Source organism: Acinetobacter sp. CIP 64.7 (genome assembly GCF_000369745.1).
Classification (GTDB): Bacteria; Pseudomonadota; Gammaproteobacteria; order Pseudomonadales; family Moraxellaceae; genus Acinetobacter; species Acinetobacter fasciculus.
The window spans coordinates 906,935-929,438 of record NZ_KB850179.1; the positions used below are offsets into that span (position 1 = coordinate 906,935).

Consider the following 22,504-nt stretch of genomic DNA (forward strand, 5'->3'; position numbering starts at 1 on the left):
TTTACAATTACCCTTTAAATCTGAGCGGGTTTTTGCTTATATAAGTTTTTCTTTCCACCTAACAGTTAAGAGTTAGTCATGAATAATATTACCCTCGCACCGGTACAAACTGATCAACCGTCTCATTTGATGCCTGTTTTTGGCCGTCAACCGATCAGCTTTGTCCGAGGACGAGGTGCATATCTTTATACCGAAGATGGTACAGAGTATTTAGATGCATTAACCGGAATTGCGGTATGCGGTTTGGGCCATGCGCATCCAGTCATTGCCGAAGCGATTGCTGAACAGGCAGCGACCCTGATTCATACCAGCAACCTGTTTGAAGTGCCTTGGCAAACCGCTGCCGCACAGAAACTGGCTGAAGTTGCAGGTATGGAAGAAGTATTTTTCTCCAACAGTGGCGCAGAATCAAATGAAGGTGCAATCAAAATTGCACGTAAATTTGGTCATATGCAAGGCATTGCATCGCCTAAAATCATTGTTGCCGACCAGTCTTTCCATGGTCGTACCATGGCCACCTTATCTGCTACAGGCAATAAAAAAGTGCAGGAAGGCTTTGGCCCACTGGTTGAAGGTTTTGTCCGTGTACCTTTTGGTGATATCGAAGCGATTGAAGAAGCGGCAATCAATCACCCGGATATCGTAGCGATTTTGGTTGAGCCTATTCAGGGTGAAGGCGGTGTCAATACCGCACCTCAAGGTTTCAGCTATTTAGAAGAAATTCGCCAAATCTGCAACCAGCATAACTGGCTGATGATGCTGGACGAAGTGCAAACTGGTAATGGCCGTACCGGTAAATACTTTGCTTATCAGCACACCAATATTATTCCGGATGTACTGACCACAGCCAAAGGCTTAGGAAATGGCTTCCCGATTGGTGCAGTCATGACCCAAGGTCGTGGCGTCGGTGTATTAACTGCTGGAAATCACGGTTCTACCTATAGCGGTACAGCACTGGGTTCGCGTGTGGTCTATACCATTCTCGATATTATGCGAAAAGAAAATATCGTCGCGAATGCGGCTGAAAAAGGTGCTTATATCGTTGACCAGCTACGCAACAAACTGGCAGATCAAAATGTCATCGTACGTGGTTTCGGTCTGATGATCGGGATTGAATTACCAAAAGAATGTGGTGATCTGGTTGCGATTGCACGCAATGAATACAAGATGATTATCAATGTCACTGCAGGCAATGTCGTTCGTCTGTTGCCTACCCTGAATATTACCCAGGAGCAGGCAGACCAGTTGATCGAACGTCTGGTAAAAATGATCAAAGCTTATTTGGCATAAAGCCCTAGCCTAAAAATTAAAAAAGCCGCTCTAAAGCGGCTTTTTTATTATTCTGTACTCTATGATGCGTTTTGTAACATACGTCCGCCAGAGATCTGGCTAAAATATTGTTTCAGGGTATCAAGACAACGAAGAATTTTTGTCGGTTGTTGTTCACGTTTCGGAATAACCGCATACAGTGTAATCGATGGCAGTCTCCATTCAGGCAGAACTTCAACTAAAGTACCGTTAAGCAAATCCTTTTTAGCATCAAGATATAAAACCTTGGCAATCCCATTACCCTGCAAGCACATCGATTTTGCAACCAAACCGTTATTGGTACTGAAACGGGATTTCAGTTCAAACTCGGCTTTTTCTGCAGTATTCACATGTTGGAAATGATAATACTGATGGTTTTTAAGATGCGTTAAAGGCAAGACCTCATGATTTTTAAGATCATCAGGTTTCGAAATAATGGTGCTTTGATTAATATAACTCGGTGTCGCCACCAGAATTTGCTCAATCTGCATCAATGGCACAACCTGAAGATTATGCTCATCATTTTTCTGTTCAAATCTTAGGGCGATATCAACCCGCCCATCCAACAAATCAACCTCATGATTGTTTGTTTCTAAATGTACTGCCAAGCCGCGATGTGCAGCTATCCAATGAGAAAGTGCAGGAATCACATGATTCGCGCATAATTCTGGCAAAGAAACGATACGCAGCTCACCCACGAGATCATCACGTAACTCATTGATCCGGACTTTACCGCGCTCAGCAGCAGATAACATTTCTTGACAGCTATGGAAAAAAGCTTGTCCCGCTTCGGTCAGACTTAATTTTCTCGTCGAACGATTTAGAAGTACGACTTCCATATCGTGTTCTAACGAGCGAATTTGTTGACTGACGGCGCTGGTCGTAATCCCTAATTCACGGGCAGCACCGCTAAACGAGTTCTTCTCCACAACGCAAGCAAAGACACCCATTGCTCGAAGTTGATCTAACATAAATTTCCCTCTAAACTTATGAGGTGCTTCATCATTTGATAAAAGCAACTTATTGTATTATACGGCGAAATTTACACTTTGCATTATTTATTTAATTGTTTGGTAAAACTGCAGTAGGATTAATAGGTTTGCCGTCTAAGCGCACCTGAAACTCAAGCATGGTACGGTTTGTACCAGTTGATCCCATTTCTGCAATTTTTTGACCAGCCGTTACATTTTGGCCACTTTTCACATTCAATTTACTGTTATGTGCATAAGCGGTGATATAGCCATTGATATGCTTTACCAACACCAGATTGCCATATTCTTTCAGGCCATCAGCGGCATACACCACCTGCCCGTCTGCTGCTGCAAATACCGGATCACCGACATTGCCACTATAGCGGGTGCCCTTGATATTAGAAGCTAAATTGTATTGCTGAAGAATCGCGCCATTCGATGGTTTTACCCAACGTAGACCTGCTGCAGTAGATACTGGCGTTACAGGTGCAGATGTACTGACGCGTGGTGTGGTTTGTACTGTCGTTGCTGGTGTCACCGGTGCCGGTGTAGGCACTGCAATTGTTTGACGCTGGATTGGCGCTGCCTGAGTCACTGCTTGGGTGCTGGTGCTACGGCGCGTAGTATGGGTTTTCAGGCGGATCGATTGTCCGACATAAATCCGGTACGGCGCACTGATATCATTCATCTCTGCGACACTGATATAGTTCAGTCCATAACGTGCTGCAATCCCACTCAATGTATCTCCTGAACGCACCGTATAGAAATCAGGAGCTGTTGCATAACGCGTTGCATTATTCACCTGGGGTTTGGTGGCACAACCGGTAATTACTCCTGTAGAAATAACAACGGTCGATAAAACGAGGGTTTTAATCAGGGTTGCAGGCGAAGCTACGACACATTTCGGTAACACCAAGAACATTATCTTCCTCTCTAATGCTATACGGTTGCAAAATTCCGTTAAGATTAGCAAAGTTTTACGGCAATATACTTGCAATCGCGAGTTTTTCACAAAGTTATAACACTAAGGACGCATTTTCTGCCAATTGTGTTTGCAAATTCCGCAAACTCTCATAATTGGTGGCATCCATCTGAATCGGGGTAATACTGACATAGCCATTGGCGACCGCAGAGAAGTCCGAATCAATTTCGTTAAATCCTGGCTTAGGGTCTGCGACTGCTTCTCCTGAGAGTCCAATCCAGAATACCTGACGACCACGCGGATCTATATGACTCGTCACCGGTTTAGACTGACGGCGGCGACTTTGATATGTCACTTTTTCACCCTGCAATTCAGTTACATCTGGAATATTGATATTAAAAATATGTCGCTCAGGCAGAACAGGCAAACCACGAGCAATAAAATCATGCACCCATTCGGCGGCCAACTGATAATCCTGAGGCTGCTGATAGCCACGTACATTCGGCCCACTCAGTGATACGGCAATCGCAGGATGTTTAGTTAAACGACCTTCAAAGGCCGCCCCGACTGTACCGGAATACAAGATATCATCTCCCAGATTTGCGCCGCTATTTATCCCGCTAACCACCAGGTCAAATTCAAAATCAAATAGCCCGTTCATAGCCAAGTAAACGCAATCTGCCGGCGTCCCATTAACCGCCCAGACATCAGGAGAAATCTGGATTGGGCGTAAAGGGCGGTCCAAAGTTAAGGCACTAGAAAAGCCACTGCGTTCACTTTCCGGTGCCACAATCACCACTCGCCCCAAAGGCTTTAGCGCTTGCGCCAAAGCCTGAATACCGGGTGCAAACACCCCATCATCATTTGAAACTAAAATATTCACTAAAAAATCTCGTTACGCTAAAAAATGACTGACTAGGACATTTCATTGTATTAGTGCAGGAATTATATATATTTATTGCTCGACATCCATCTTTATAATATGTGGCTCAAGATGATTAAAAAATTCTCTTTATTTAGCGCTCTCACTTTAAGCTTGGCAGCATTTATTTCCCCTTCAGTTATGGCAAACGATCTGACTGTTGAAGAAAACAATACCATTGTAAAAGAAGATATTGCATCAGCACAGGTTATGGCTGAAGTTTGCCCGGCAATCATTGGTCAAAATCCAAAATTTAACAGCACCGTTGAACAATTGATCCAGTCTTATCTTGCAGACTACTCAGATAAAGGCATGAGCTATCAAAAGCTACAGGCAGACAGTGAATATAAATCTTTACTTGAAGAAGCACGTCAGGGTGCAAAGCAAACCAGCTCAGACGAGCAGAAAACTGTCTGTGAAGAAATGCTAAACTACCAAGGCTAAGCCAGCTAAATTTTCAAATAAGACGGTGTAAACATCGTCTTATTTTCTCTTACAGATTTATTCATAATTCTACAGCTTCGCTACATTTTCCCACTTTTCAATTTCAAAAATAAGTTTAAGCTAGGCAAATTATTGTTCTAAATCCATTTTTTGAGTTTTCAATGAAAAATCCAATATTCCAAGCTTTAACATTCTGCGCAATTTCTGCCGCCACTCTTTTGGGAACTTCTGCATTTGCAGCCGATGAAAACATTAATGTTACCCCAACTCAGCAAGTGACCAAACAGGAACTGGCAGCCATTTATGTTCTTTCAGAAATCTGTCCAAGCATGGTCAAAGACAAGTCACAGTTTAATCAGGGTTATACCAAGCTGGTGACTGAGTATATGCCGAGCCAGCGTAATCCGGTTGAAAGCTTAAACCAGATGGCAAAACAGAACGATTTCCGCAATATTCTGGCCGAAGCACAATCGGATGCCAAGAAAGCCGGCAAGAAAAAAAATCAGGTGATTTGTAATGAATTAACCACCTATAACAATTAAGCTGCTTTTCTGCCGATAACTTACAATACTTTTGAAATAAGACCGGGTTTCCCATAGAAGTCAGCCTAGCTTTGTCCTAAAATGCTAGGCTCTTCGTGCTTACATCAAGATATAGGAACCCACTAGAAATGACCCAAAAAACTGCCCTTGCTGCATTATTATTAGTTCCTAGTTTTAGCTTTGCAGCAACTGTCCTATCTGCACCACCAGAATTGAATAATAAATCCTACGTGCTAATGGACTACGAGACAGGGCAACTTCTCGCTTCAAAAAATGAAAATGAAAAATTAGCCCCTGCTTCAATGACCAAGATGATGACCAGTTACATCATCGAACAAAAACTATTGAGCGGTGAACTCACTGAAGATGAACAAGTGCGCATGAACGAGTCAGCATGGTGTCGCGGCAGTAGCGCGGAATCATGTATGTATGTACCTTTAAATGGTACGGCAACTGCACTTGAAATGCTTCGCGGGATTATTATTCAATCAGGGAATGATGCATCGAAAGCCATGGCTGAACATATTGCAGGGAACGAGGGTACCTTTGCACATATGATGAACCAGGAAGCTAAACGTATTGGCATGACCAATACCAGCTTCGTGAACTCAACCGGTATGCCGGCTGAAGGTCATTATTCAACTGCCAAAGATATGGCAACGCTGGCACAACACATCATTAAAGACAGTTCTAAATATTATCCGATTTATGCGGAAAAAGAATTTACCTTTAATGGCATCAAGCAAGGTAACCGTAATGCCCTGCTATATACTGACCCGAGTGTAGATGGTTTAAAAACTGGCCATACTGATGAAGCTGGTTATTGTTTGACCACCTCTTCAAAACGTGGACCTACACGTTTGATTTCAGTGATTTTTGGTGCACCAACCATGCAGGAACGTGCGACACAAACACGTGAATTGCTGGCTTGGGGTTATGCAAACTTCGAAACCAAAAATGTTCAACCTGCCAAACAGGTACTTGCCAAAGCCAAAGTTTGGTTTGGTAAGGAAGATGAAGTTCAGATCGGTCTTGCGGAAAACTTTAACGTGACCATGCCAAAAGGTCAGGCTAATGCGATTAAAACCCAGCTGGTGGTTCAGCCTAAACTGACTGCACCTTTACAGCCTGGTCAGGTCGTAGGTAAATACGTAGCGACTCTGGATGGTAAAGTAATTTCAGAAAAACCGTTGGTGGCTTTAAACGCGGTTGAAGAAGCTGGTTTCTTCGCACGTATGCTCGACCACATTAAACAATTCTTCTCAAACTTGTTCTAAGTTTAAATAGACTGTTTTAGTCTAGCACTAAGACCAAAGCACTCATTCAGATGGGTGCTTTTTATTTTATACTATGCACATGATCCTTAAACTTTTAATGAGCAGATCACCATGAGCCAAAACATTCGTTCTTATTTAGACACGACTCCACAAATTGATGAATCGTGTTATATCGATCCGATGGGAATCGTGGTCGGCGATGTGGTCTTGGCTGAAAATGTTTCTGTCTGGCCTTTTGCCGTGATTCGTGGTGATGTTAATTCAATCCGGATTGGTAAAAATTCGAATGTTCAGGATCATGCCATGTTGCATGTCAGTCATAAAAAAGCCGATAAACCGAATGGTTCGCCTTTGATCATTGGTGAAGATGTCACGATTGGCCATCATGTGACATTGCATGGTTGTACGATTGGTAATCGTGTACTAATTGGGATTAACAGCATTATTCTGGATGATGTCATCATTCCGAATGATGTGATGATTGGTGCAGGTACGCTAGTTCCACCGGGTAAAGTTTTGGAAAGTGGCTGGCTCTATGTTGGTAGCCCGGCAAAAAAAGCACGTCCGCTCACTGAAAAAGAAATGGCGTTCTTGCCGTATTCTGCACATAATTATGTAAAAGTTTCTGGGAATTATAAATAACTGTTTTAATTGCCAAATTTTTTGATCGTTAGATACAATAAATTAAATCTATCTCTATATGAATATTTATGTTTAAAGAAATTGAAAAATATGTGGGATTTTATCTACTCACCTACATAATAATTTTATTCATATGTGGATTTTTTCAGTACATAGCAGTGTGTCAAGGACAATCTTTATCTTGTAGCTTCAGTATGACTGGAATTAACACAATTATTACAACCACTGCTTATGTAATAACACCTATAGTTGCCATCATTGGTTTTATTTCTTGGAAGGTACAATATAACATTCAACTCGAAAAAAATGATCTCAGAAATGCTTTAGAGGCTGCCGTCATACTCAAGGAAAATATAAATTATTTTGAAGTACATTTAAATAACTTATATGTACAAATACAAGAAGTACCCGTAAAAAACTTCGAAACACTTATTTCACATTATGATGAAAATAAAGTTGAAATTAGACAAAAAAGACGTGAACTTTCCCTGAAGAATACAATCAAATATTACTCATGTCTAGAAATATGCCAACATCCAATTCCTGAAAGTCAAATTGACTTTCTATATAATCATAACAATGAATTTGAAGGAAAGTTTAAAACTATAGTTTTCGGAAAATTTCATCATAGCCACACACCCTAAAATTTTATACAATAGTGCATCCTTTTCCATGGTGCTGCTTTATGACTGCTTGGACTGCTCATGTCACTGTCGCAACTGTCGTTGAAAAAGACGGAAAATTCCTGTTTGTAGAAGAACATACAGAAGGTGTGACACACACGGTATTTAATCAGCCTGCGGGTCATATCGAATGTGGCGAAACTATTATTGAAGCTGCCATTCGCGAAACCATGGAAGAAACCGGACATACAGTGAGTATTGAATCACTGCTAGGTATTTATACCTATACCCCACCGATGTTCCCGGATCGTACTTATTTTCGTTTCTGCTTTTTAGCCAAATCCATTGACTACGACCCAAATGCCGCTTTAGATGCTGACATTATCGGTGCAGTCTGGATGACGCTAGATGAATTGCTTGAATCTGCTCGTGCGCGTAGCCCACTGGTGATTAAAGCCGTACAAGATGCGCTTTCAGGTCAAAAGTACCCTTTATCGCTCATTTACGAGCACCAAAATTCTCCCTTAATTTCAAATTTGGATGCCTAATCCTATGCAACAACGTGTCATCGTCGGTATGTCAGGTGGTGTAGATTCATCTGTTTCTGCTGCCCTTTTACTTCAACAAGGTTATCAGGTTGAAGGTCTTTTCATGAAAAACTGGGAAGAAGATGACGGCACAGAATATTGCACGGCGATGGAGGATCTTGCCGATGCACAAGCCGTTTGCGACAAAATCGGCATTAAACTGCATACCGCAAACTTTGCCATGGAATATTGGGATCGCGTATTCGAACATTTCCTGGCGGAATATGCAGCTGGCCGTACGCCAAACCCAGACATTTTATGTAATAAAGAAATTAAATTTCGTGCCTTTCTCGATCACGCAGTAAATCTGGGTGCAGATTTTATTGCGACGGGTCATTATTGCCGTCGTGGTGAAACCATGACCAACTCACGTGGTGAAGAATATGCACCTTTATTGCGTGGTGTGGACAATAACAAAGACCAGACTTATTTCCTGCATGCGGTTCATGGTCGTGAAATTAATAAGACCCTGTTCCCTGTTGGTGAAATTGAAAAGCCACAAGTCCGTAAAATTGCAGAAGAATTAGATCTGGTTACGGCCAAGAAAAAAGACTCGACTGGGATCTGTTTTATTGGTGAACGTCGTTTTAATGACTTTTTAAAGCAATATTTACCTGCTCAACCCGGAAAAATCGTGCTGGAAGATGGTAAAGAGGTTGGTGATCATCACGGCTTAATGTACTATACGCTCGGTCAACGCGGTGGTATTGGTATTGGCGGTATGAAAGGCGTTGCTGAAGGTGCCTGGTTCGTATTGCATAAAGATATCGAAGGCAATCGTCTGGTGGTCGGTCAAGGCCATGAACACCCACTCATGCAAAGTACTACACTTTGGAGTGAAGCGATTGACTGGGTCGCAGGTGAGCAGGATATTCCTGAAACAGGCTTCCGCTGTACGGCCAAAACCCGTTACCGTCAGACTGATCAAGCATGTACTGTGTATCAAGATTCAGAATCACCGAATGGTGTTCGTGTTGAGTTTGATGAACCTCAACGTGCAGTGACCCCGGGTCAAAGCGTGGTGTTCTATTCAGGTGAAGTTTGTTTAGGGGGTGGTGTGATTCATCATACCAATGCACCTAAACCTGATTTTATAAAAGGATGAATTCGGCATGACGGAGTTACCATTTCAACCAGCCACAACGTTGAATACTCGTCAAAATCGTGCTTTGGCATTAGCGGGTGTGTTTCAGGCCACCCAGCTGACCCATATGACAGCATTGACGGGTCAGCAAAGCATTGGTGAAAGTGGTAACTTTTATTTTGAACAGTTGATTAGAGCCAGTCTTAATATCCGTCCCGGCAGCAATCAGAATGCCCAGACGCTCGACTTTTTTAATCAACTGGCTGATATTTCCTTAGGTTTAAAAATATTAGAAAGCAGCATCATTCAACCCTTCAATACTTCTCCAAAATCCAGAATTCCAAAACTTTCCAGCACCAAACTTCCCATGAGCTATGCAATGGCACTTCTTCAGTTAGAAAAGAAGGTCTATAGCAATCCCAAATTTGTTGAAATTATTGAACAGTCCCAACAGAAAATTCTCAGACAGCTTTCTTTCTTTGATAATAATTACCTGCACCCCAGCATCATTGCCAATCTAGCTCAAACCTATGTCGATACTGCCGGACAGATTAATCCGCGCATTATGGTACGTGGCAATGCCGAAGCCTTTAAGGATGCCGGACACACCAACCGCATTCGTGCGTCTTTATTTACCGGTTTGCAAATGGCACACCTGTGGCGTCAGCTCGGTGGCAGCTCTTGGGGCATGGTATTTGGCAAACGCAAGTTGCTACAAGATATTCAGAATCTAGCGCGTTTACAGTTTCAGGTGGTTTAACTGATGCTGCACGTGTTTCGTTTTACGTTTAATTCCAAAATCTAAGGAATCGATATGAACGCTTTAACTGCACTTTCTCCATTAGATGGACGTTACGCGAGCAAATGTGATGCTCTACGTCCTTTTCTTTCTGAGTTTGGTTTAATCCATGCTCGTGTGACTGTTGAAGTGCGTTGGTTACAAGCGCTTGCAAACCACCCGGAAATTACTGAAATACCGGCGTTTTCATGCGAAACTAATGCAGCGCTTGATGCGATTGTGAGCGATTTTTCTGAAGATGACGCCAATCGCATCAAAGAGATCGAACGCACCACTAACCACGACGTTAAAGCGGTTGAGTATTTCCTGAAAGAAAAAATCGCTGGTATTGAAGAACTTAAAAATGCCGGTGAATTCATTCACTTTGCATGTACATCTGAAGATATCAACAACCTGTCACATGCCCTCATGTTGAAGAGCGGTCGTGATGTACTGGTTGCATCTATGCAGCAAATCATTGATTCAATCGTTGCGCTTTCTGAAAAGCATGCAGACCAGCCAATGTTGTCTCGTACTCATGGTCAAACTGCAAGCCCGACGACTTTGGGTAAAGAAATGGCAAACGTGGCTTACCGTCTTGCACGTCAAATCAAACAGTTTAAAAATGTTGAGCTACTGGGCAAAATCAATGGTGCAGTCGGTAACTACAATGCGCACTACTCTGCTTACCCAGACATCAACTGGCCTGCGCATTCACGAGCATTTGTAGAGTCTCTGGGTCTAGACTTCAACCCGTACACCACTCAAATCGAGCCACACGATTATATGGCTGAATTGTTTGATGCGCTGCGTCGTTTCAACACTATTCTGATCGATTTTAACCGTGATGTTTGGGGCTATATCTCTCTTGGTTTCTTCAAGCAAAAACTGAAAGAAGGCGAAGTCGGTTCTTCAACCATGCCGCACAAAGTTAACCCGATTGACTTCGAAAACTCTGAAGGCAACTTGGGTATTGCAAATGCTGTACTTGCACACCTTGGTGAAAAACTGCCAATTTCTCGTTGGCAGCGTGACCTGACTGACTCTACTGTGCTTCGTAACATGGGTGTTGGTTTTGCGCAAAGCTTAATTGCTTTTGAAGCTTGCTCTAAAGGTATTGGTAAACTTGAGTTGAATGCTGCGCGTATCAATGAAGATTTGGATAATGCCCAAGAAGTATTGGCTGAGCCTATTCAAACTGTAATGCGTCGTTACAACGTTGAAAAACCGTACGAAAAACTGAAAGCCCTGACTCGTGGTCAAGCCATGACTCGCGACAAGATGGTAGATTTCGTAAACGGTAACGAGTTAGAAGCTGTTCCTGCTGCTGACCGTGCGCGTTTAGCGGAAATGACACCTGCATCATATACAGGTAATGCTGCTGATCAAGCTAAACAGGTAGCTGAGCTGATTGCAAAAATCTAATTTGCAATAAGACGAAAAGGCGAAGCTCAGGCTTCGCCTTTTTATTTATAATGTATTTTATTCTAAAAAGATATTTCATAATAACGACATGATTGATCATCGACTTTCCGCCAAACATTACACGAGCCTGGGCATTTTAATTCTGGCGATTTTGTTTGCCAGTATTCGTCCTTTAGAACTGGAAGCTTATCTCTTGCATCAGGCAGGTACAGTTTTCATGATCATCATGCTGCTCATCTGCTTGTATAAAATTGGCCTGAATTTTTTAAGTTTTAATTTATATATTCTTTTTCTGATTGTTCATGTGATTGCTGCGCACTATCTGTATTCTTATGTGCCCTATAACCAGTGGATCGAACAGATTTTTGGCTTTAATCTGAATGAAACCATGCACTGGTCACGCAATATGTTCGACCGTTTTGTCCATCTGGCCTACGGATTATTACTTTATCCAGTTTTTTACCGGCTGTTTCAGGTCTGGTTGCCGCAGCAAAAACCTGTGGTCATTTCCCTGCTGGTGATTCAGTTTGTGGTGGCCAGCAGCATGATCTATGAGTGGCTGGAATGGTTGATCGCCATTGGTTTATCTCCTGAGGAAGCTGAAAACTATAATGGACAACAAGGTGATATCTGGGATGCGCACAAAGACATCTTGCTTGCTACGATTGGTGCAGCGATAACAGGCGGGCTGCAATTGATACCGAAAAATCAAAAAAGCTCACCGAAGTGAGCTTTGAAATTCATTCAAGATCAACTGAATTAAAGTTTTGGATGACGCATTTAATTACGTTCATATTCTTCAATTAAGAATATGGGCAATATCGCATCCAATCATCCTTCATTTTTTGCAGTTCATTCCCCGTCAACATCTCACTGTAATAAATGAAATAGGTTGCATCAGGATATTGAATCTCATGAAGGAACATTATGCCACGCAGTGACACAGATAACTCCTCAGGAAAATCATTCTCTAAATAAAGTTCTTCAAATTCATAATTAAAATAACAATTTTGCGTCGCAAGAAATGCTTCAGCTATAGCCATGTTTCTGCTCTAACAATAAAATATGCTTTATTTTATCTGATTAGTTTCAGTGATGGTTTACATTTCATTCGGTTCAATCCATTGAACAAACTTAGATTCTGACAAATGTGGATATTTGAACTTATCTAGATATTCAAAGCAGGCCTTTTGGCCTTGAGGGATTTTATCCAGATGCTTATCGAAGAATAAATGCCGACTATATTGAGCGCCATCAAAGCGAATACTCACACGTTCAAATTCGTTACCACCTCGAACTTTATGCATCTGATAAAACTGCACAACGCCACATTCTTTCGATGGAATAACAGGTGGATCATTGGGCTTTAGAAAGCTATACAGCAGAAAGATACAAACGCCGGGTAGAAAACTCAGCCAAAACAAAACCTTCTTAGAATTATCCTGAGTTAATTTTGCTTCAGAATAAAGCATACATAACATCGGAATAAATACGATACTAAAAAACCCAAGCAACAAAATAAACGTGAGCATATGAGCCTAGACTCAATCATAGTACTCCACTTATATCACAACAATATGATTTCAAAAAATAAAAAAGCCCACCGAAGTGAGCTTTAAAATTCATTCAAGATCAATTGGATTAAAGTTTTGGATCACGTATTTGCACCAGATTTGCGTTTGCTTTACTTAAGCTTTCCATAACGTTATTCATGACAGTGGGTATCAGTGAATCAGCAATTTGCGCTGCTTGCAGGCCGAGTTTTTCACCCAAAGTTGGTTTCTTGCGGGTCTGGATGGAATAGATATCATGTTGGGTCAACAAGTTGAGCAGGTATTCATCTGAGGTTTGCAGTTTATCCACCAGATTTAGATCCAGCGCATCCCGACCATACCAATGCTCACCAGTGGCCACTTTTTCAATATTCAGCTGCGGGCGATACTTCTCAACGAAATGTTTGAATAAAGCATGGGTTTGCTGTAGTTCTTCTTCAAACTTAGCCTTACCCTCTTCGGTATTTTCACCAAACATAGTCACGGTACGTTTGTACTGTCCAGCGGTATAGAGTTCAAAGTCGATTTTATTGTCTTTCAGTAGGCGGTTAAAGTTGGGGACTTGAGCAACCACACCAATTGAACCGACAATCGCGAATGGTGCAGAAATAATCTCATTGGCAATACACGCCATCATATAACCGCCACTAGCGGCTACTTTATCGACACAGATGGTCAGATGAAAACCTGCCTCGCGTAAACGTACCAGTTGAGCTGCTGCAAGTCCATAACCATGGACCATGCCGCCCGGACTTTCCAGACGCACTACAACGCGGTCACGACCTGCTTTGGCTGTGGCCAGAATCAGAGTGATTTCTTCACGTAAGCCTTCTACCGCAGAAGCAGCCATATCACCTTTAAAATCGAGCACATAGATTTTTTGATTGGTTTTCTTACGTGCACGCGCTTCTTTTGACAGTTGTTGCGATAACTGTAAAAGTTCCAGTTTAGAGCCAGTAGTTTGCGCTATTTTTTTTCGTTGTTCATTGATACGCGCATTGAGATGACTAATACGGATTTCAGCGGACAGTTTCGGAGTATGAAATAACATAAAAAATCTATTCTCTATTTAATTCGGATTTATTCCTTTAGATTAGGTCAATTTCGGTTTTTTTCAACTTTATTTCGAGAATTATTACGATTATCACCATCTATTTCACCTATAAAAAAAGAGCCTTACGGCTCTTATTCTAGAGATCGGATTAACCGAAACGCCCGGTAATATAGGCTTCAGTCAACTGATGATCTGGCTGGGTAAAGACTTTTTCGGTCGAGTTGACTTCAATCAGATCACCCAAATGGAAATATGCAGTACGATCAGATACACGCGCTGCCTGTTGCATAGAGTGCGTTACAATCGCGATGGTATATTGCGTAGAAAGCTCAGAAATCAGCTCTTCTACTTTAGCGGTTGCAATGGGATCAAGTGCTGAACATGGTTCATCCATCAGGATCACTTCCGGGCTGACTGCAATGGTACGCGCGATACACAGACGTTGCTGCTGACCACCCGATAAACCTGTTCCCGGCTGGTTTAAACGATCTTTCACTTCTTCCCACAAACCAGCTTTACGCAAACTGCCTTCTACAATTTCTTCAAGATCGTACTTGTCACGCGCCAAACCATGCAGTTTTGGACCATAGGAGACATTATCGAAGATTGATTTCGGGAATGGGTTCGGCTTCTGGAAAACCATACCAACCTGTGCACGTAGCAAGACCACATCTAGGTTTGGATCATAAATATCCTGATTGTCCAGCATGACTTTACCGGTCACACGGCAGCTATCAATCGTATCGTTCATGCGGTTTAAGGTACGCAGAAAGGTCGATTTACCACAGCCTGATGGCCCAATAAAAGCAATCACTTCATTTTCATAAATGTTCAGGTCAATGCCTTTAATCGCTTCCGCTTCACCATAGTACACATGCACATCAGAAGTACTAAGTTTCACATTCGTCGACTTCGCATCTTTTTTGCTGCTGCTTTGCGTATCGAACTGGGAAACAAACGGAGTTGCCGGCTTTTGAGTCGCCTCATCCGAGGTGAATTGTGTCTGTTGTGGATTCACGATTTGATCCTTTTTTAAGGAATTTTGAATAACAGTTGTGTTCATGATTCTGCCCCTATTACCAACGGACTTCAAATTTCTTACGTAACCAGATGGCCAGACTGTTCAAGCTGATCATCATGGCCAGAAGTACAATAATTGCTGCTGCGGTACGCCCTTCAAAGAAGTTACGTAATTCATTGCCTTGCCATAAGAAAATCTGCACCGGTAAAGCCGTTGACTGATCAAATGGTGTGGCTGGAACGCTGGCAACAAAAGCACTCATCCCGATTAATAACAATGGTGCAGTTTCACCCAAAGCCTGTGCGACCCCAATGATTGCGCCCGTCAAAATACCCGGCAAAGCCAAAGGCAAGACGTGATGAAATACTGTCTGGATGCGGGAAGCACCGAGGCCCAAAGCTGCCTGACGAATCGAAGGTGGAACCGCTTTAAGTGATGCGCGTGTGGTGATGATCACAGTCGGTAAGGTCATCAGACTCAGTACCAGACCACCCACCAATGGGGCTGACAGTGGCAAATGCATCCAGCCAATGAAGATCGCTGCACCCAATAGACCGAAGACAATCGATGGTACGGCTGCCAGGTTGTTGATATTGACTTCGACCACATCGGTAATCCAGTTTTTCGGTGCAAACTCTTCCAGATAAATCGCAGAGGCCACCCCGATTGGAATCGAGATAAAGATCACGATCATCATCATGAACAGTGAGCCCATGAAGGCGCCTGCCAAGCCTGAAGTTGCCGGTGAGCTGCGTGAGTCAGGACTGGTGAAAATATTGGTATTGAAACTATTTTCAATCACACCAGAGGCTTTCATCTCGTCCGCAACCTGACGTACTTCAGGACTGAGCTGCTGCTGTTCATCGGGAAGATCACGGTCAATATTTCCCGCCAACCAGACATCGACATTGGCATCCGCCAGAATTTTCACTTCCTTACTTTGACCGACCAGACTCGGGTCATTCATGACCATGTCACGCAAGCGATACGCCTCAGAACTGGTATATAAAGAACCCAGTTCATCACGCTGGCTTTCCAGCTTGCTGTCTTTGGCGATCATGCCGTTGATAATTAGTGCATCCCAATCCACCATTCCGACTTCAGTCTGCCATGCGATAAAGCGATCTTCAAACTGTGCTGGAGATTCTCCTGCAGCTGGCTTTGGTTTTGGACCAATATCCACAATGGCTGGATCGAAATGAATCGGCAAACTCATGCTGCTTTGCCAGAATGCAGGCAAACCTTTGGATAAAATACTCCCGAACAGCAATACCACAAAGAACAGACCTGCCAGTACCGCAGAGAAACCAAATAAACGGAAGGTTTTTTCTTTACGATGACGTCGTGCCAAAGAGCTTTGAATGGTCTTCTTACGCTTTTCACGCAGCTCGGCGGCGATGGATGGATCAATACGCTGATCCACAGGCGTTGTATTTGAAGTACTCATTAGTCGTATTGCTCACGATATTTACGCACGATGATCAGTGCAACAATGTTCAAACCCAAGGTAATGACGAATAGCGTCAATCCTAGTGCAAAGGCTACCAGTGCTTGTGGACTAGCAAAATCAGTATCGCCAGTTAACTGATTCACGATGGTAATCGTGACCGTAGATACGGCTTCAAGCGGATTGGCATGCAACTGCGGACTGTTCCCGGCTGCAAGAACCACGATCATGGTTTCACCAATTGCACGTGACGCTGCCAACAGGAACGCACCGATAATACCCGGTAGGGCTGCGGGTAAAACCACCTGACGAATCGTTTCAGATTTGGTCGCCCCCAAGCCCAAAGAACCATCACGTAAGGCACGCGGCACCTGAGTGATGATGTCGTCTGACAAAGAAGATACAAATGGAATGATCATGATGCCCATGACCAGACCGGCGGTCAGCGCACTGGTGGCATTAATTTCGAGTCCGACCAGAGCACCCATGCTTTTAAGGAATGGACCGATGATCATCAAGGCAAAGACACCATAGACAATCGTAGGAATACCCGCCAACACTTCAATCATAGGTTTTGCCCAAGAGCGGAATCGCGGTGAAGCATATTCTGCCAGATAGATCGCAATCATCAGACCAACCGGAACTGCAACTAAAAGTGCGATCCCGCTGACCATGAGCGTGCCCCAGAGCAGTGGCAATAAACCATAACTGCCTTCAGCACTGCCAGAGGTGCTAAACCCTGGGTTCCATTGGGTACCAAAGAAGAAATCCAGTGGGCTGACGAAACTGAAGAAACGCATCGCCTCGCCAAACATCGACATTACAATCCCGAGAGTGGTCAGAATCGCCACACCCGAACACAATGCCAGGCCGATATTAATCATTTTTTCGACTTGGTTACGTGCACGGAATTCCTGGCTAATATGTTTCTTTGCCCAGACCAGACCAGCCAGTGCAGCTGAAATCACGACTGCCAATTTGGCAAAGGTACCAATGGTCGAGAATTTAGCCAGCTGTTCCGCAGCTGCGACTTCATAGGCTGCCGGTGTATCACTCACTCCAAAACCTGAGGCAAGTGCCTGAACGCGATCAATCACAACGCTCAAACTTGCCGGATCCAGACTGGCCGAAACATTTTCTGGCAAATGGTTGAGTACCACCTGCTTCAGAAAAGTGGGTTCCACCATATTCCAAACAATCAAAATTAAAAACGCAGGGATACCACACCATAGTGCAACCAGGGCACCATAATATCCGGGACGCGAGTGTAAGTTTGCAGAATTGCTTCCCTTACCTGCTAAGCTACGGCTTTTACTTAATCCGATTTGATAGGCTATGGCCATGATGGCCAATAACACACCTATAAGTAGCAGATTCATGTATTCTCCACTGTTTTTTCAATTTTCATGGTTTGAAAAAACTTGTTTATCGCAAAAAGCCGATGGTAGGTTGACCCTACCACCAGCGTTTTCAAAATCATTTATTACTTCACAACAACCGCTTTACCAGCCTTGAAATTTGCCAGGACTGCCGCACGTTCTTTATCAGACATTGAAATCAGACCTGCTTTTTCCAGCTTAGAGCCTTTGCCAGATACTTTCTTGTTCAGGAAGTATTCTGTGAACTGCGGTAAGCCTTTGATCGATTTCAAGTGCTCGCCTTTCACATAGAAGAACAATGGACGTGATACCGGATAAGCACCATTCAAGATGGTCTTTTCAGAAGGCGCTACATTGTTCACCGTAGCAACACGTAGACGGTCACGGTTCTGGTCATAGAAACCTAGGCCAAACACACCTACCGCACTTGGAGAAGTTTTTAAACGTGCCAATGTTTCGGTATAGTCACCGGCAATCTCAACCACACGGCCATCTTTACGGAATGTTGTACAAGCTTTTTTCTTAGCATCTTTGTCTAGAGACTTAATTGCAGCATACGTTTCACAACCTGCATCCACCATTTTCTCCTGGAAGACTTCGCGCGTACCATGATTCGACGCAGGAATTACCAGGGTGATCGGTTCATTCGGAAGTGCTTTGTCAATTTGGTTCCAACGCGTGTACGGGTTAGCGACCATTTTTCCATTTGATGGAAGTTGTGCAGCAAGTGCAGCGAAGACATGTTGTGGACGCAGTTTATAAGCCGCTTTGTTTGCATTCGATGCAAACACAATACCGTCATAACCAATTTTGATTTCTAGGACTTGGTTAACGCCATTCTTTTTACATTCTGCCAGCTCTGTACTCTTGATTTGACGAGAAGAGTTTGCGATATCAATCGTGTTATCACCCACGCCATTACAGAACTGCTTTAAACCACCTGAAGAACCGCCAGAACCGACAACTGGTGTTTTAAACTGTGGAAAAGTATTACCGAATTCTTCTGCCACGATACTGGCATATGGAAGTACAGTTGAAGAACCTGCAATTTGAATGGTGTCACGTGCTGCGTGTGCAGTCGTTACAGCAGTTGCCCCGGTTACTGCTAATGCTAAAGCTATATTTGTAAAGCGCATTCTAGTATCTCTCTCATTTATGCAAATTTGGAGTACACCACTTTTTATTCAGTTTTGTACTTCTTTCGATACCTGCATTTTGATTTTAGAATATGACAGATAAGTTACAGCTTTATTACGATTTAGTGATTTTTAATCTAGCGGCTTTTTCTTGATTAAATTTTTATGGATTTCAATGATTAAGTTCTTTATGTCATTCACTTCAATAAAAAATTTTAGACCAATGACATGTAACAATTTTTATAAAACTGAACTCAGGATAAATCCTGCTCCCCAGTTTTACATAAGCCTATGACAAATAAATAACAGGCTAAACGGGATTCAGATCTTCCGTGTTTTTGTGGGGAATTTCGATCTGGGAAATGACCTTTTTATTTTTTAAGCCTACAAAAAAAGGAGATCATTTCGATCTCCTTTTTTCACACCACAATCACTTATGCAATTGGTGGCGTGTAGGTACCATCAGCGATTGAATCCTTGATACGATCCGCTTCTGCAAGCACTAGCGCCAACAGGTTCTTCACATTATCAAGCGTTGCAACCGGGCTTAAAGTAGTCATTTTCAGAGACTGAACCTGACCAACTTTCGTCACACCAATGTTCGCTTCACCACGTGCAAACAGTTCGTCTGCTACGTTTTGATTGAGCGTATCGAGTAATTCAACCGGATATCCCGCTGGAACCACACGGAACAAGACAGACGCGAATTGAGGCTCAAGCAGAAGCTCCAGACCATCAGTCGCTTTAATGTAGTCTGCCACATCACGGGTTAATTTCACGCCATGATCGATCATCGAACCATAAAGCTCTTCGCCCAGTGCTTCAACTGTCATCCACAATTTCAATGCATCAAAACGACGCGTCGTTTGTAGTGACTTCGATACCAGGTTAGGAACGCCATGCTCTTCATCATAAGCGGAGTTCAGATACTCTGCTTCATAATGCATGAAACGGTAATTCGCTTCATCTTTCAGCAGGAACGCGCCACAAGAAATGGTTTGAAAATAATGCTTATGGAAATCAAGCGTGATCGAATCCGACAGCTCAATCCCGTCCAGCATAGAACGATAGTCATTGGATAGAATCAGTGCACCACCCCATGCCGCATCGATGTGCATCCACGCGCCATATTTATTGGTGATTTCACGAATTGCTTTCAATGGATCAATCGCACCAGCATCCGTTGTACCCGCTGTTGCCACCACACATGCCACGATCTTGCCTTCAGACTGAAGATGCGCCATGGTTTTTTCCAGTGCATCTACGTCCATCTGTGCATTTTCATTCACAGGAACAGTGACCACTGACTGGAAGCCCATGCCCATCATCGCCATGTTCTTTTGCACAGAGAAATGTGCATTTTCAGAACAGATGACTTTGACATTACGCATCGCATCCGCAGGAATACCATCGCGCTGAACCGACCACGGATTACCGTTTTCGTCTTTCCAGTTTTTCGCAATGCAAGCATCACGCGCCAGCAATACGCCCATCAAGTTAGACTGTGTCCCACCAGAAGTGAATACACCGGCCTGACCTGCACCATAGCCCACTTTTTGACGTAACCAGTCAATCAGCTGAACTTCCATCAACGAACCGGCCGGGCTTTGATCCCATGAGTCCATTGACTGGTTGGTTGCGTTAATCAGCACTTCCGCGATCTGACTGGTCACCATTGTTGGACAGTGAAGATGCGCAAGTGAATGTGGATGATGTACTTTTAAGCTCTTGTTGAGGAATAGCTCAACCATACGCTCAAGAGATTTTTCTACACCCAAACCTTCTTTTGAAGGATTAAATGCAATCGCACTGCGTAGCTCGTTAATGCTGCCGCCAGTGTACATTTTGTCGTTTTGCAACCATGCCGCAACCGCTTTGGTCGCTTGGTCCATGCCAGCCTGATAGTCAGCAATGGATGCAGCATCATTGCAGAGTAACGCTTTACGATGTTCTGCGAAATCTACCATGAATTATGCGCCTCGAACTGCAACTAGTGCTTCAGCAACCGATTTTTTGAAACGAGCAATCACTTCAACACATTCGTCTTGAGTAATGATCAACGGGCAAAGTAAACGAATCACTGTACCGTTACGACCACCTTTCTCAAGCAATAATTTATTGTTGAAACAAGCGGTTTGGATCGCTGCAGCCAACTGACCATCAGCAGGTAAAGAACCCATATGATCCGCATCTTTGCGCTCATCTACGATTTCAACGCCGATCATCAGACCACGGCCACGCACGTTACCGATACACGGGAATTCAGTAGCCAGTTTTTTAAGTTCAGCTTGCAGGAAATCACCACGCTCTTGTGCATTTTGAGCCAGGTTCTGTTCTTTAATGGTATTGATCGTTGCAAGACCTGTACCCATCGCCAATTGGTTACCACGGAAAGTACCGGTATGACCAGCAGGTTGCCAAGCATCAAACTTACGTTTAATACCCAGTACGGCAAGCGGCAAGCTACCACCTACGGCTTTAGACATCACTACAACATCAGGTTCAATCCCTGCGTGTTCGAATGCAAACATTTTGCCTGAACGTGCAAAACCAGCCTGAACTTCATCAAGAATCAATACGATGTTGTGTTTTTCAGTCACTTCCCGGATTTTTTGCAACCATTTTACTGGCGCCGTTACCACACCGCCTTCACCTTGAATCGCTTCAAGAATTACAGCTGCAGGTTTGGTCACACCACTTTCTACATCTTCAATGAAGTTTTCAAAGTAGTAAGTCAGGGCATCAACACCGGCTTCACCACCAAGACCCAATGGGCAACGGTATTCATGCGGGTATGGCATGAACTGTACACCCGGCATCAAGCCGTTCACTGCATTTTTCGCAGACAGGTTACCTGTCATTGCCAATGCACCGTGAGTCATACCGTGATAACCGCCAGAGAAGCTGATCACTGAGCTACGACCGGTAAAGGTTTTCGCCAGTTTAATCGCGGCTTCGGTTGCATCTGCACCGGATGGACCACAGAACTGCAAGCAGTATTCTTCTTGGCCACCTGGAAGATAAGAAAGAAGTGCTTCAGTAAAAGCATCTTTTAAAGGAGTAGTAAGATCCAGGGTATGCAATGGTAAACCGCTTGCAATCGTATCCTGGATACTTTGAATGACCGCAGGATGATTATGGCCTAATGCCAACGTCCCTGCCCCAGCTAAACAATCAAGGTACTCAGTACCTTCAACATCGGTAACCCAGCAACCTTGTGCTTTCGCTATCGCTAACGGTAATTTACGTGGATAACTACGCACATTCGATTCCATCTGACTTTGGCGAGTCAAGTAGTATTCGTTTGTGGAATTGGTGGCAGGGTTTACAGAAGTAACGCTCATATCGAATTACCATCTCTGATATGGGTGAAAGAAATAAGTCTGGTG

At 43.4% G+C, this 22,504-nt stretch carries 23 protein-coding genes; 11 read left to right on the forward strand and 12 right to left on the reverse strand.

Annotation, left to right across the window (positions count from 1 at the left end):
• Nucleotides 1-78: 78 nt before the first annotated feature.
• The gene (locus tag F890_RS10890) at nt 79-1,290 is read left to right on the forward strand and encodes an aspartate aminotransferase family protein (RefSeq protein ID WP_004646541.1); all 1,212 of its coding nucleotides are present in this window, start codon (nt 79-81) and stop codon (nt 1,288-1,290) included.
• 59 nt (nt 1,291-1,349) lie between these two features.
• On the opposite strand, the gene F890_RS10895 is transcribed toward F890_RS10890, so the two are convergent.
• The 3 genes from F890_RS10895 to surE form a co-directional block, all read right to left on the reverse strand.
• On the reverse strand, nt 1,350-2,279 hold the full coding sequence (locus F890_RS10895) for a LysR family transcriptional regulator (protein ID WP_004279736.1): 930 nt from the start codon (nt 2,277-2,279) through the stop codon (nt 1,350-1,352).
• A gap of 91 nt (nt 2,280-2,370) precedes the next feature.
• Complete coding sequence (locus tag F890_RS10900; RefSeq protein ID WP_004279735.1) at nt 2,371-3,201, reverse strand: peptidoglycan DD-metalloendopeptidase family protein; 831 nt, start codon at nt 3,199-3,201, stop codon at nt 2,371-2,373.
• Between the two features lie 94 nt (nt 3,202-3,295).
• Entirely contained in the window at nt 3,296-4,084 is a 789-nt protein-coding gene (gene surE, locus F890_RS10905) for a 5'/3'-nucleotidase SurE (RefSeq protein ID WP_004279734.1), read from the reverse strand.
• Nucleotides 4,085-4,195: 111 nt separating this feature from the next.
• Here surE and F890_RS10910 point away from each other — a divergent pair, with 111 nt between their 5' ends.
• From F890_RS10910 to F890_RS10955, 10 genes are all read left to right on the forward strand, one after another.
• On the forward strand, nt 4,196-4,567 hold the full coding sequence (locus F890_RS10910; protein WP_004279733.1) for an MCR_0457 family protein: 372 nt from the start codon (nt 4,196-4,198) through the stop codon (nt 4,565-4,567).
• 161 nt (nt 4,568-4,728) lie between these two features.
• Nucleotides 4,729-5,109: an MCR_0457 family protein gene (locus F890_RS10915; RefSeq protein ID WP_004279732.1), complete on the forward strand. Its 381-nt coding sequence runs from the start codon at nt 4,729-4,731 to the stop codon at nt 5,107-5,109.
• Between the two features lie 128 nt (nt 5,110-5,237).
• Nucleotides 5,238-6,386: a D-alanyl-D-alanine carboxypeptidase PBP5/6 gene (gene dacC, locus F890_RS10920; protein ID WP_004279731.1), complete on the forward strand. Its 1,149-nt coding sequence runs from the start codon at nt 5,238-5,240 to the stop codon at nt 6,384-6,386.
• 111 nt (nt 6,387-6,497) lie between these two features.
• Nucleotides 6,498-7,028: a gamma carbonic anhydrase family protein gene (locus F890_RS10925; protein ID WP_004279730.1), complete on the forward strand. Its 531-nt coding sequence runs from the start codon at nt 6,498-6,500 to the stop codon at nt 7,026-7,028.
• Between the two features lie 68 nt (nt 7,029-7,096).
• On the forward strand, nt 7,097-7,672 hold the full coding sequence (locus F890_RS10930; protein WP_004279729.1) for a hypothetical protein: 576 nt from the start codon (nt 7,097-7,099) through the stop codon (nt 7,670-7,672).
• A 41-nt stretch (nt 7,673-7,713) separates the two neighbouring features.
• A complete protein-coding gene (locus F890_RS10935; protein WP_004279727.1) occupies nt 7,714-8,199 on the forward strand; it encodes an NUDIX hydrolase in 486 nt (161 codons plus the stop codon).
• 4 nt (nt 8,200-8,203) lie between these two features.
• Nucleotides 8,204-9,343, forward strand: coding sequence for a tRNA 2-thiouridine(34) synthase MnmA (mnmA, locus tag F890_RS10940; RefSeq protein WP_004279725.1), 1,140 nt, complete (start codon nt 8,204-8,206; stop codon nt 9,341-9,343).
• 7 nt (nt 9,344-9,350) lie between these two features.
• On the forward strand, nt 9,351-10,082 hold the full coding sequence (gene hflD / locus F890_RS10945; protein ID WP_004279723.1) for a high frequency lysogenization protein HflD: 732 nt from the start codon (nt 9,351-9,353) through the stop codon (nt 10,080-10,082).
• 54 nt (nt 10,083-10,136) lie between these two features.
• A complete protein-coding gene (gene purB, locus F890_RS10950) occupies nt 10,137-11,525 on the forward strand; it encodes an adenylosuccinate lyase (RefSeq protein ID WP_005266945.1) in 1,389 nt (462 codons plus the stop codon).
• A gap of 88 nt (nt 11,526-11,613) precedes the next feature.
• The gene (locus F890_RS10955; RefSeq protein WP_004279720.1) at nt 11,614-12,255 is read left to right on the forward strand and encodes a DUF2238 domain-containing protein; all 642 of its coding nucleotides are present in this window, start codon (nt 11,614-11,616) and stop codon (nt 12,253-12,255) included.
• A 73-nt stretch (nt 12,256-12,328) separates the two neighbouring features.
• Here F890_RS10955 and F890_RS10960 read toward each other — a convergent pair whose 3' ends face one another.
• From F890_RS10960 to F890_RS11000, 9 genes are all read right to left on the reverse strand, one after another.
• Nucleotides 12,329-12,568, reverse strand: coding sequence for a hypothetical protein (locus F890_RS10960; protein WP_004279719.1), 240 nt, complete (start codon nt 12,566-12,568; stop codon nt 12,329-12,331).
• Between the two features lie 57 nt (nt 12,569-12,625).
• Nucleotides 12,626-13,057: a hypothetical protein gene (locus F890_RS10965; RefSeq protein ID WP_004279718.1), complete on the reverse strand. Its 432-nt coding sequence runs from the start codon at nt 13,055-13,057 to the stop codon at nt 12,626-12,628.
• 109 nt (nt 13,058-13,166) lie between these two features.
• Nucleotides 13,167-14,129 (reverse strand): protease SohB, encoded by a 963-nt coding sequence (gene sohB, locus F890_RS10970; protein ID WP_004279717.1) that lies wholly within the window; start codon nt 14,127-14,129, stop codon nt 13,167-13,169.
• Between the two features lie 151 nt (nt 14,130-14,280).
• The gene (gene pstB / locus F890_RS10975) at nt 14,281-15,195 is read right to left on the reverse strand and encodes a phosphate ABC transporter ATP-binding protein PstB (RefSeq protein WP_004279716.1); all 915 of its coding nucleotides are present in this window, start codon (nt 15,193-15,195) and stop codon (nt 14,281-14,283) included.
• Nucleotides 15,196-15,208: 13 nt separating this feature from the next.
• Nucleotides 15,209-16,600 (reverse strand): phosphate ABC transporter permease PstA, encoded by a 1,392-nt coding sequence (gene pstA / locus F890_RS10980; RefSeq protein WP_004279713.1) that lies wholly within the window; start codon nt 16,598-16,600, stop codon nt 15,209-15,211.
• A complete protein-coding gene (gene pstC, locus F890_RS10985) occupies nt 16,600-17,979 on the reverse strand; it encodes a phosphate ABC transporter permease subunit PstC (protein WP_004279712.1) in 1,380 nt (459 codons plus the stop codon). The genes pstA and pstC overlap by 1 nt, the downstream gene beginning before the upstream one ends.
• A 104-nt stretch (nt 17,980-18,083) precedes the next feature.
• Nucleotides 18,084-19,115, reverse strand: coding sequence for a substrate-binding domain-containing protein (locus F890_RS10990; protein WP_004279710.1), 1,032 nt, complete (start codon nt 19,113-19,115; stop codon nt 18,084-18,086).
• 434 nt (nt 19,116-19,549) lie between these two features.
• Nucleotides 19,550-21,082, reverse strand: coding sequence for a pyridoxal phosphate-dependent decarboxylase family protein (locus F890_RS10995; protein WP_004279709.1), 1,533 nt, complete (start codon nt 21,080-21,082; stop codon nt 19,550-19,552).
• Between the two features lie 3 nt (nt 21,083-21,085).
• Nucleotides 21,086-22,459, reverse strand: coding sequence for a diaminobutyrate--2-oxoglutarate transaminase (locus F890_RS11000; RefSeq protein WP_004279708.1), 1,374 nt, complete (start codon nt 22,457-22,459; stop codon nt 21,086-21,088).
• Nucleotides 22,460-22,504: the final 45 nt, after the last annotated feature.

What these genes read in the sequence shown, in the direction of transcription:
- F890_RS10890 (WP_004646541.1), top strand. Translation starts at nt 79, where the DNA reads ATGAATAATATTACCCTCGCACCGGTACAAACTGATCAACCGTCTCAT.
- F890_RS10895 (WP_004279736.1), bottom strand. Translation starts at nt 2,279, where the DNA reads ATGTTAGATCAACTTCGAGCAATGGGTGTCTTTGCTTGCGTTGTGGAG.
- F890_RS10900 (WP_004279735.1), bottom strand. Translation starts at nt 3,201, where the DNA reads ATGTTCTTGGTGTTACCGAAATGTGTCGTAGCTTCGCCTGCAACCCTG.
- F890_RS10910 (WP_004279733.1), top strand. Translation starts at nt 4,196, where the DNA reads ATGATTAAAAAATTCTCTTTATTTAGCGCTCTCACTTTAAGCTTGGCA.
- F890_RS10915 (WP_004279732.1), top strand. Translation starts at nt 4,729, where the DNA reads ATGAAAAATCCAATATTCCAAGCTTTAACATTCTGCGCAATTTCTGCC.
- dacC (WP_004279731.1), top strand. Translation starts at nt 5,238, where the DNA reads ATGACCCAAAAAACTGCCCTTGCTGCATTATTATTAGTTCCTAGTTTT.
- F890_RS10925 (WP_004279730.1), top strand. Translation starts at nt 6,498, where the DNA reads ATGAGCCAAAACATTCGTTCTTATTTAGACACGACTCCACAAATTGAT.
- F890_RS10930 (WP_004279729.1), top strand. Translation starts at nt 7,097, where the DNA reads ATGTTTAAAGAAATTGAAAAATATGTGGGATTTTATCTACTCACCTAC.
- F890_RS10935 (WP_004279727.1), top strand. Translation starts at nt 7,714, where the DNA reads ATGACTGCTTGGACTGCTCATGTCACTGTCGCAACTGTCGTTGAAAAA.
- mnmA (WP_004279725.1), top strand. Translation starts at nt 8,204, where the DNA reads ATGCAACAACGTGTCATCGTCGGTATGTCAGGTGGTGTAGATTCATCT.
- hflD (WP_004279723.1), top strand. Translation starts at nt 9,351, where the DNA reads ATGACGGAGTTACCATTTCAACCAGCCACAACGTTGAATACTCGTCAA.
- purB (WP_005266945.1), top strand. Translation starts at nt 10,137, where the DNA reads ATGAACGCTTTAACTGCACTTTCTCCATTAGATGGACGTTACGCGAGC.
- F890_RS10955 (WP_004279720.1), top strand. Translation starts at nt 11,614, where the DNA reads ATGATTGATCATCGACTTTCCGCCAAACATTACACGAGCCTGGGCATT.
- F890_RS10960 (WP_004279719.1), bottom strand. Translation starts at nt 12,568, where the DNA reads ATGGCTATAGCTGAAGCATTTCTTGCGACGCAAAATTGTTATTTTAAT.
- F890_RS10965 (WP_004279718.1), bottom strand. Translation starts at nt 13,057, where the DNA reads ATGCTCACGTTTATTTTGTTGCTTGGGTTTTTTAGTATCGTATTTATT.
- sohB (WP_004279717.1), bottom strand. Translation starts at nt 14,129, where the DNA reads ATGTTATTTCATACTCCGAAACTGTCCGCTGAAATCCGTATTAGTCAT.
- pstB (WP_004279716.1), bottom strand. Translation starts at nt 15,195, where the DNA reads ATGAACACAACTGTTATTCAAAATTCCTTAAAAAAGGATCAAATCGTG.
- pstA (WP_004279713.1), bottom strand. Translation starts at nt 16,600, where the DNA reads ATGAGTACTTCAAATACAACGCCTGTGGATCAGCGTATTGATCCATCC.
- pstC (WP_004279712.1), bottom strand. Translation starts at nt 17,979, where the DNA reads ATGAATCTGCTACTTATAGGTGTGTTATTGGCCATCATGGCCATAGCC.
- F890_RS10990 (WP_004279710.1), bottom strand. Translation starts at nt 19,115, where the DNA reads ATGCGCTTTACAAATATAGCTTTAGCATTAGCAGTAACCGGGGCAACT.
- F890_RS10995 (WP_004279709.1), bottom strand. Translation starts at nt 21,082, where the DNA reads ATGGTAGATTTCGCAGAACATCGTAAAGCGTTACTCTGCAATGATGCT.
- F890_RS11000 (WP_004279708.1), bottom strand. Translation starts at nt 22,459, where the DNA reads ATGAGCGTTACTTCTGTAAACCCTGCCACCAATTCCACAAACGAATAC.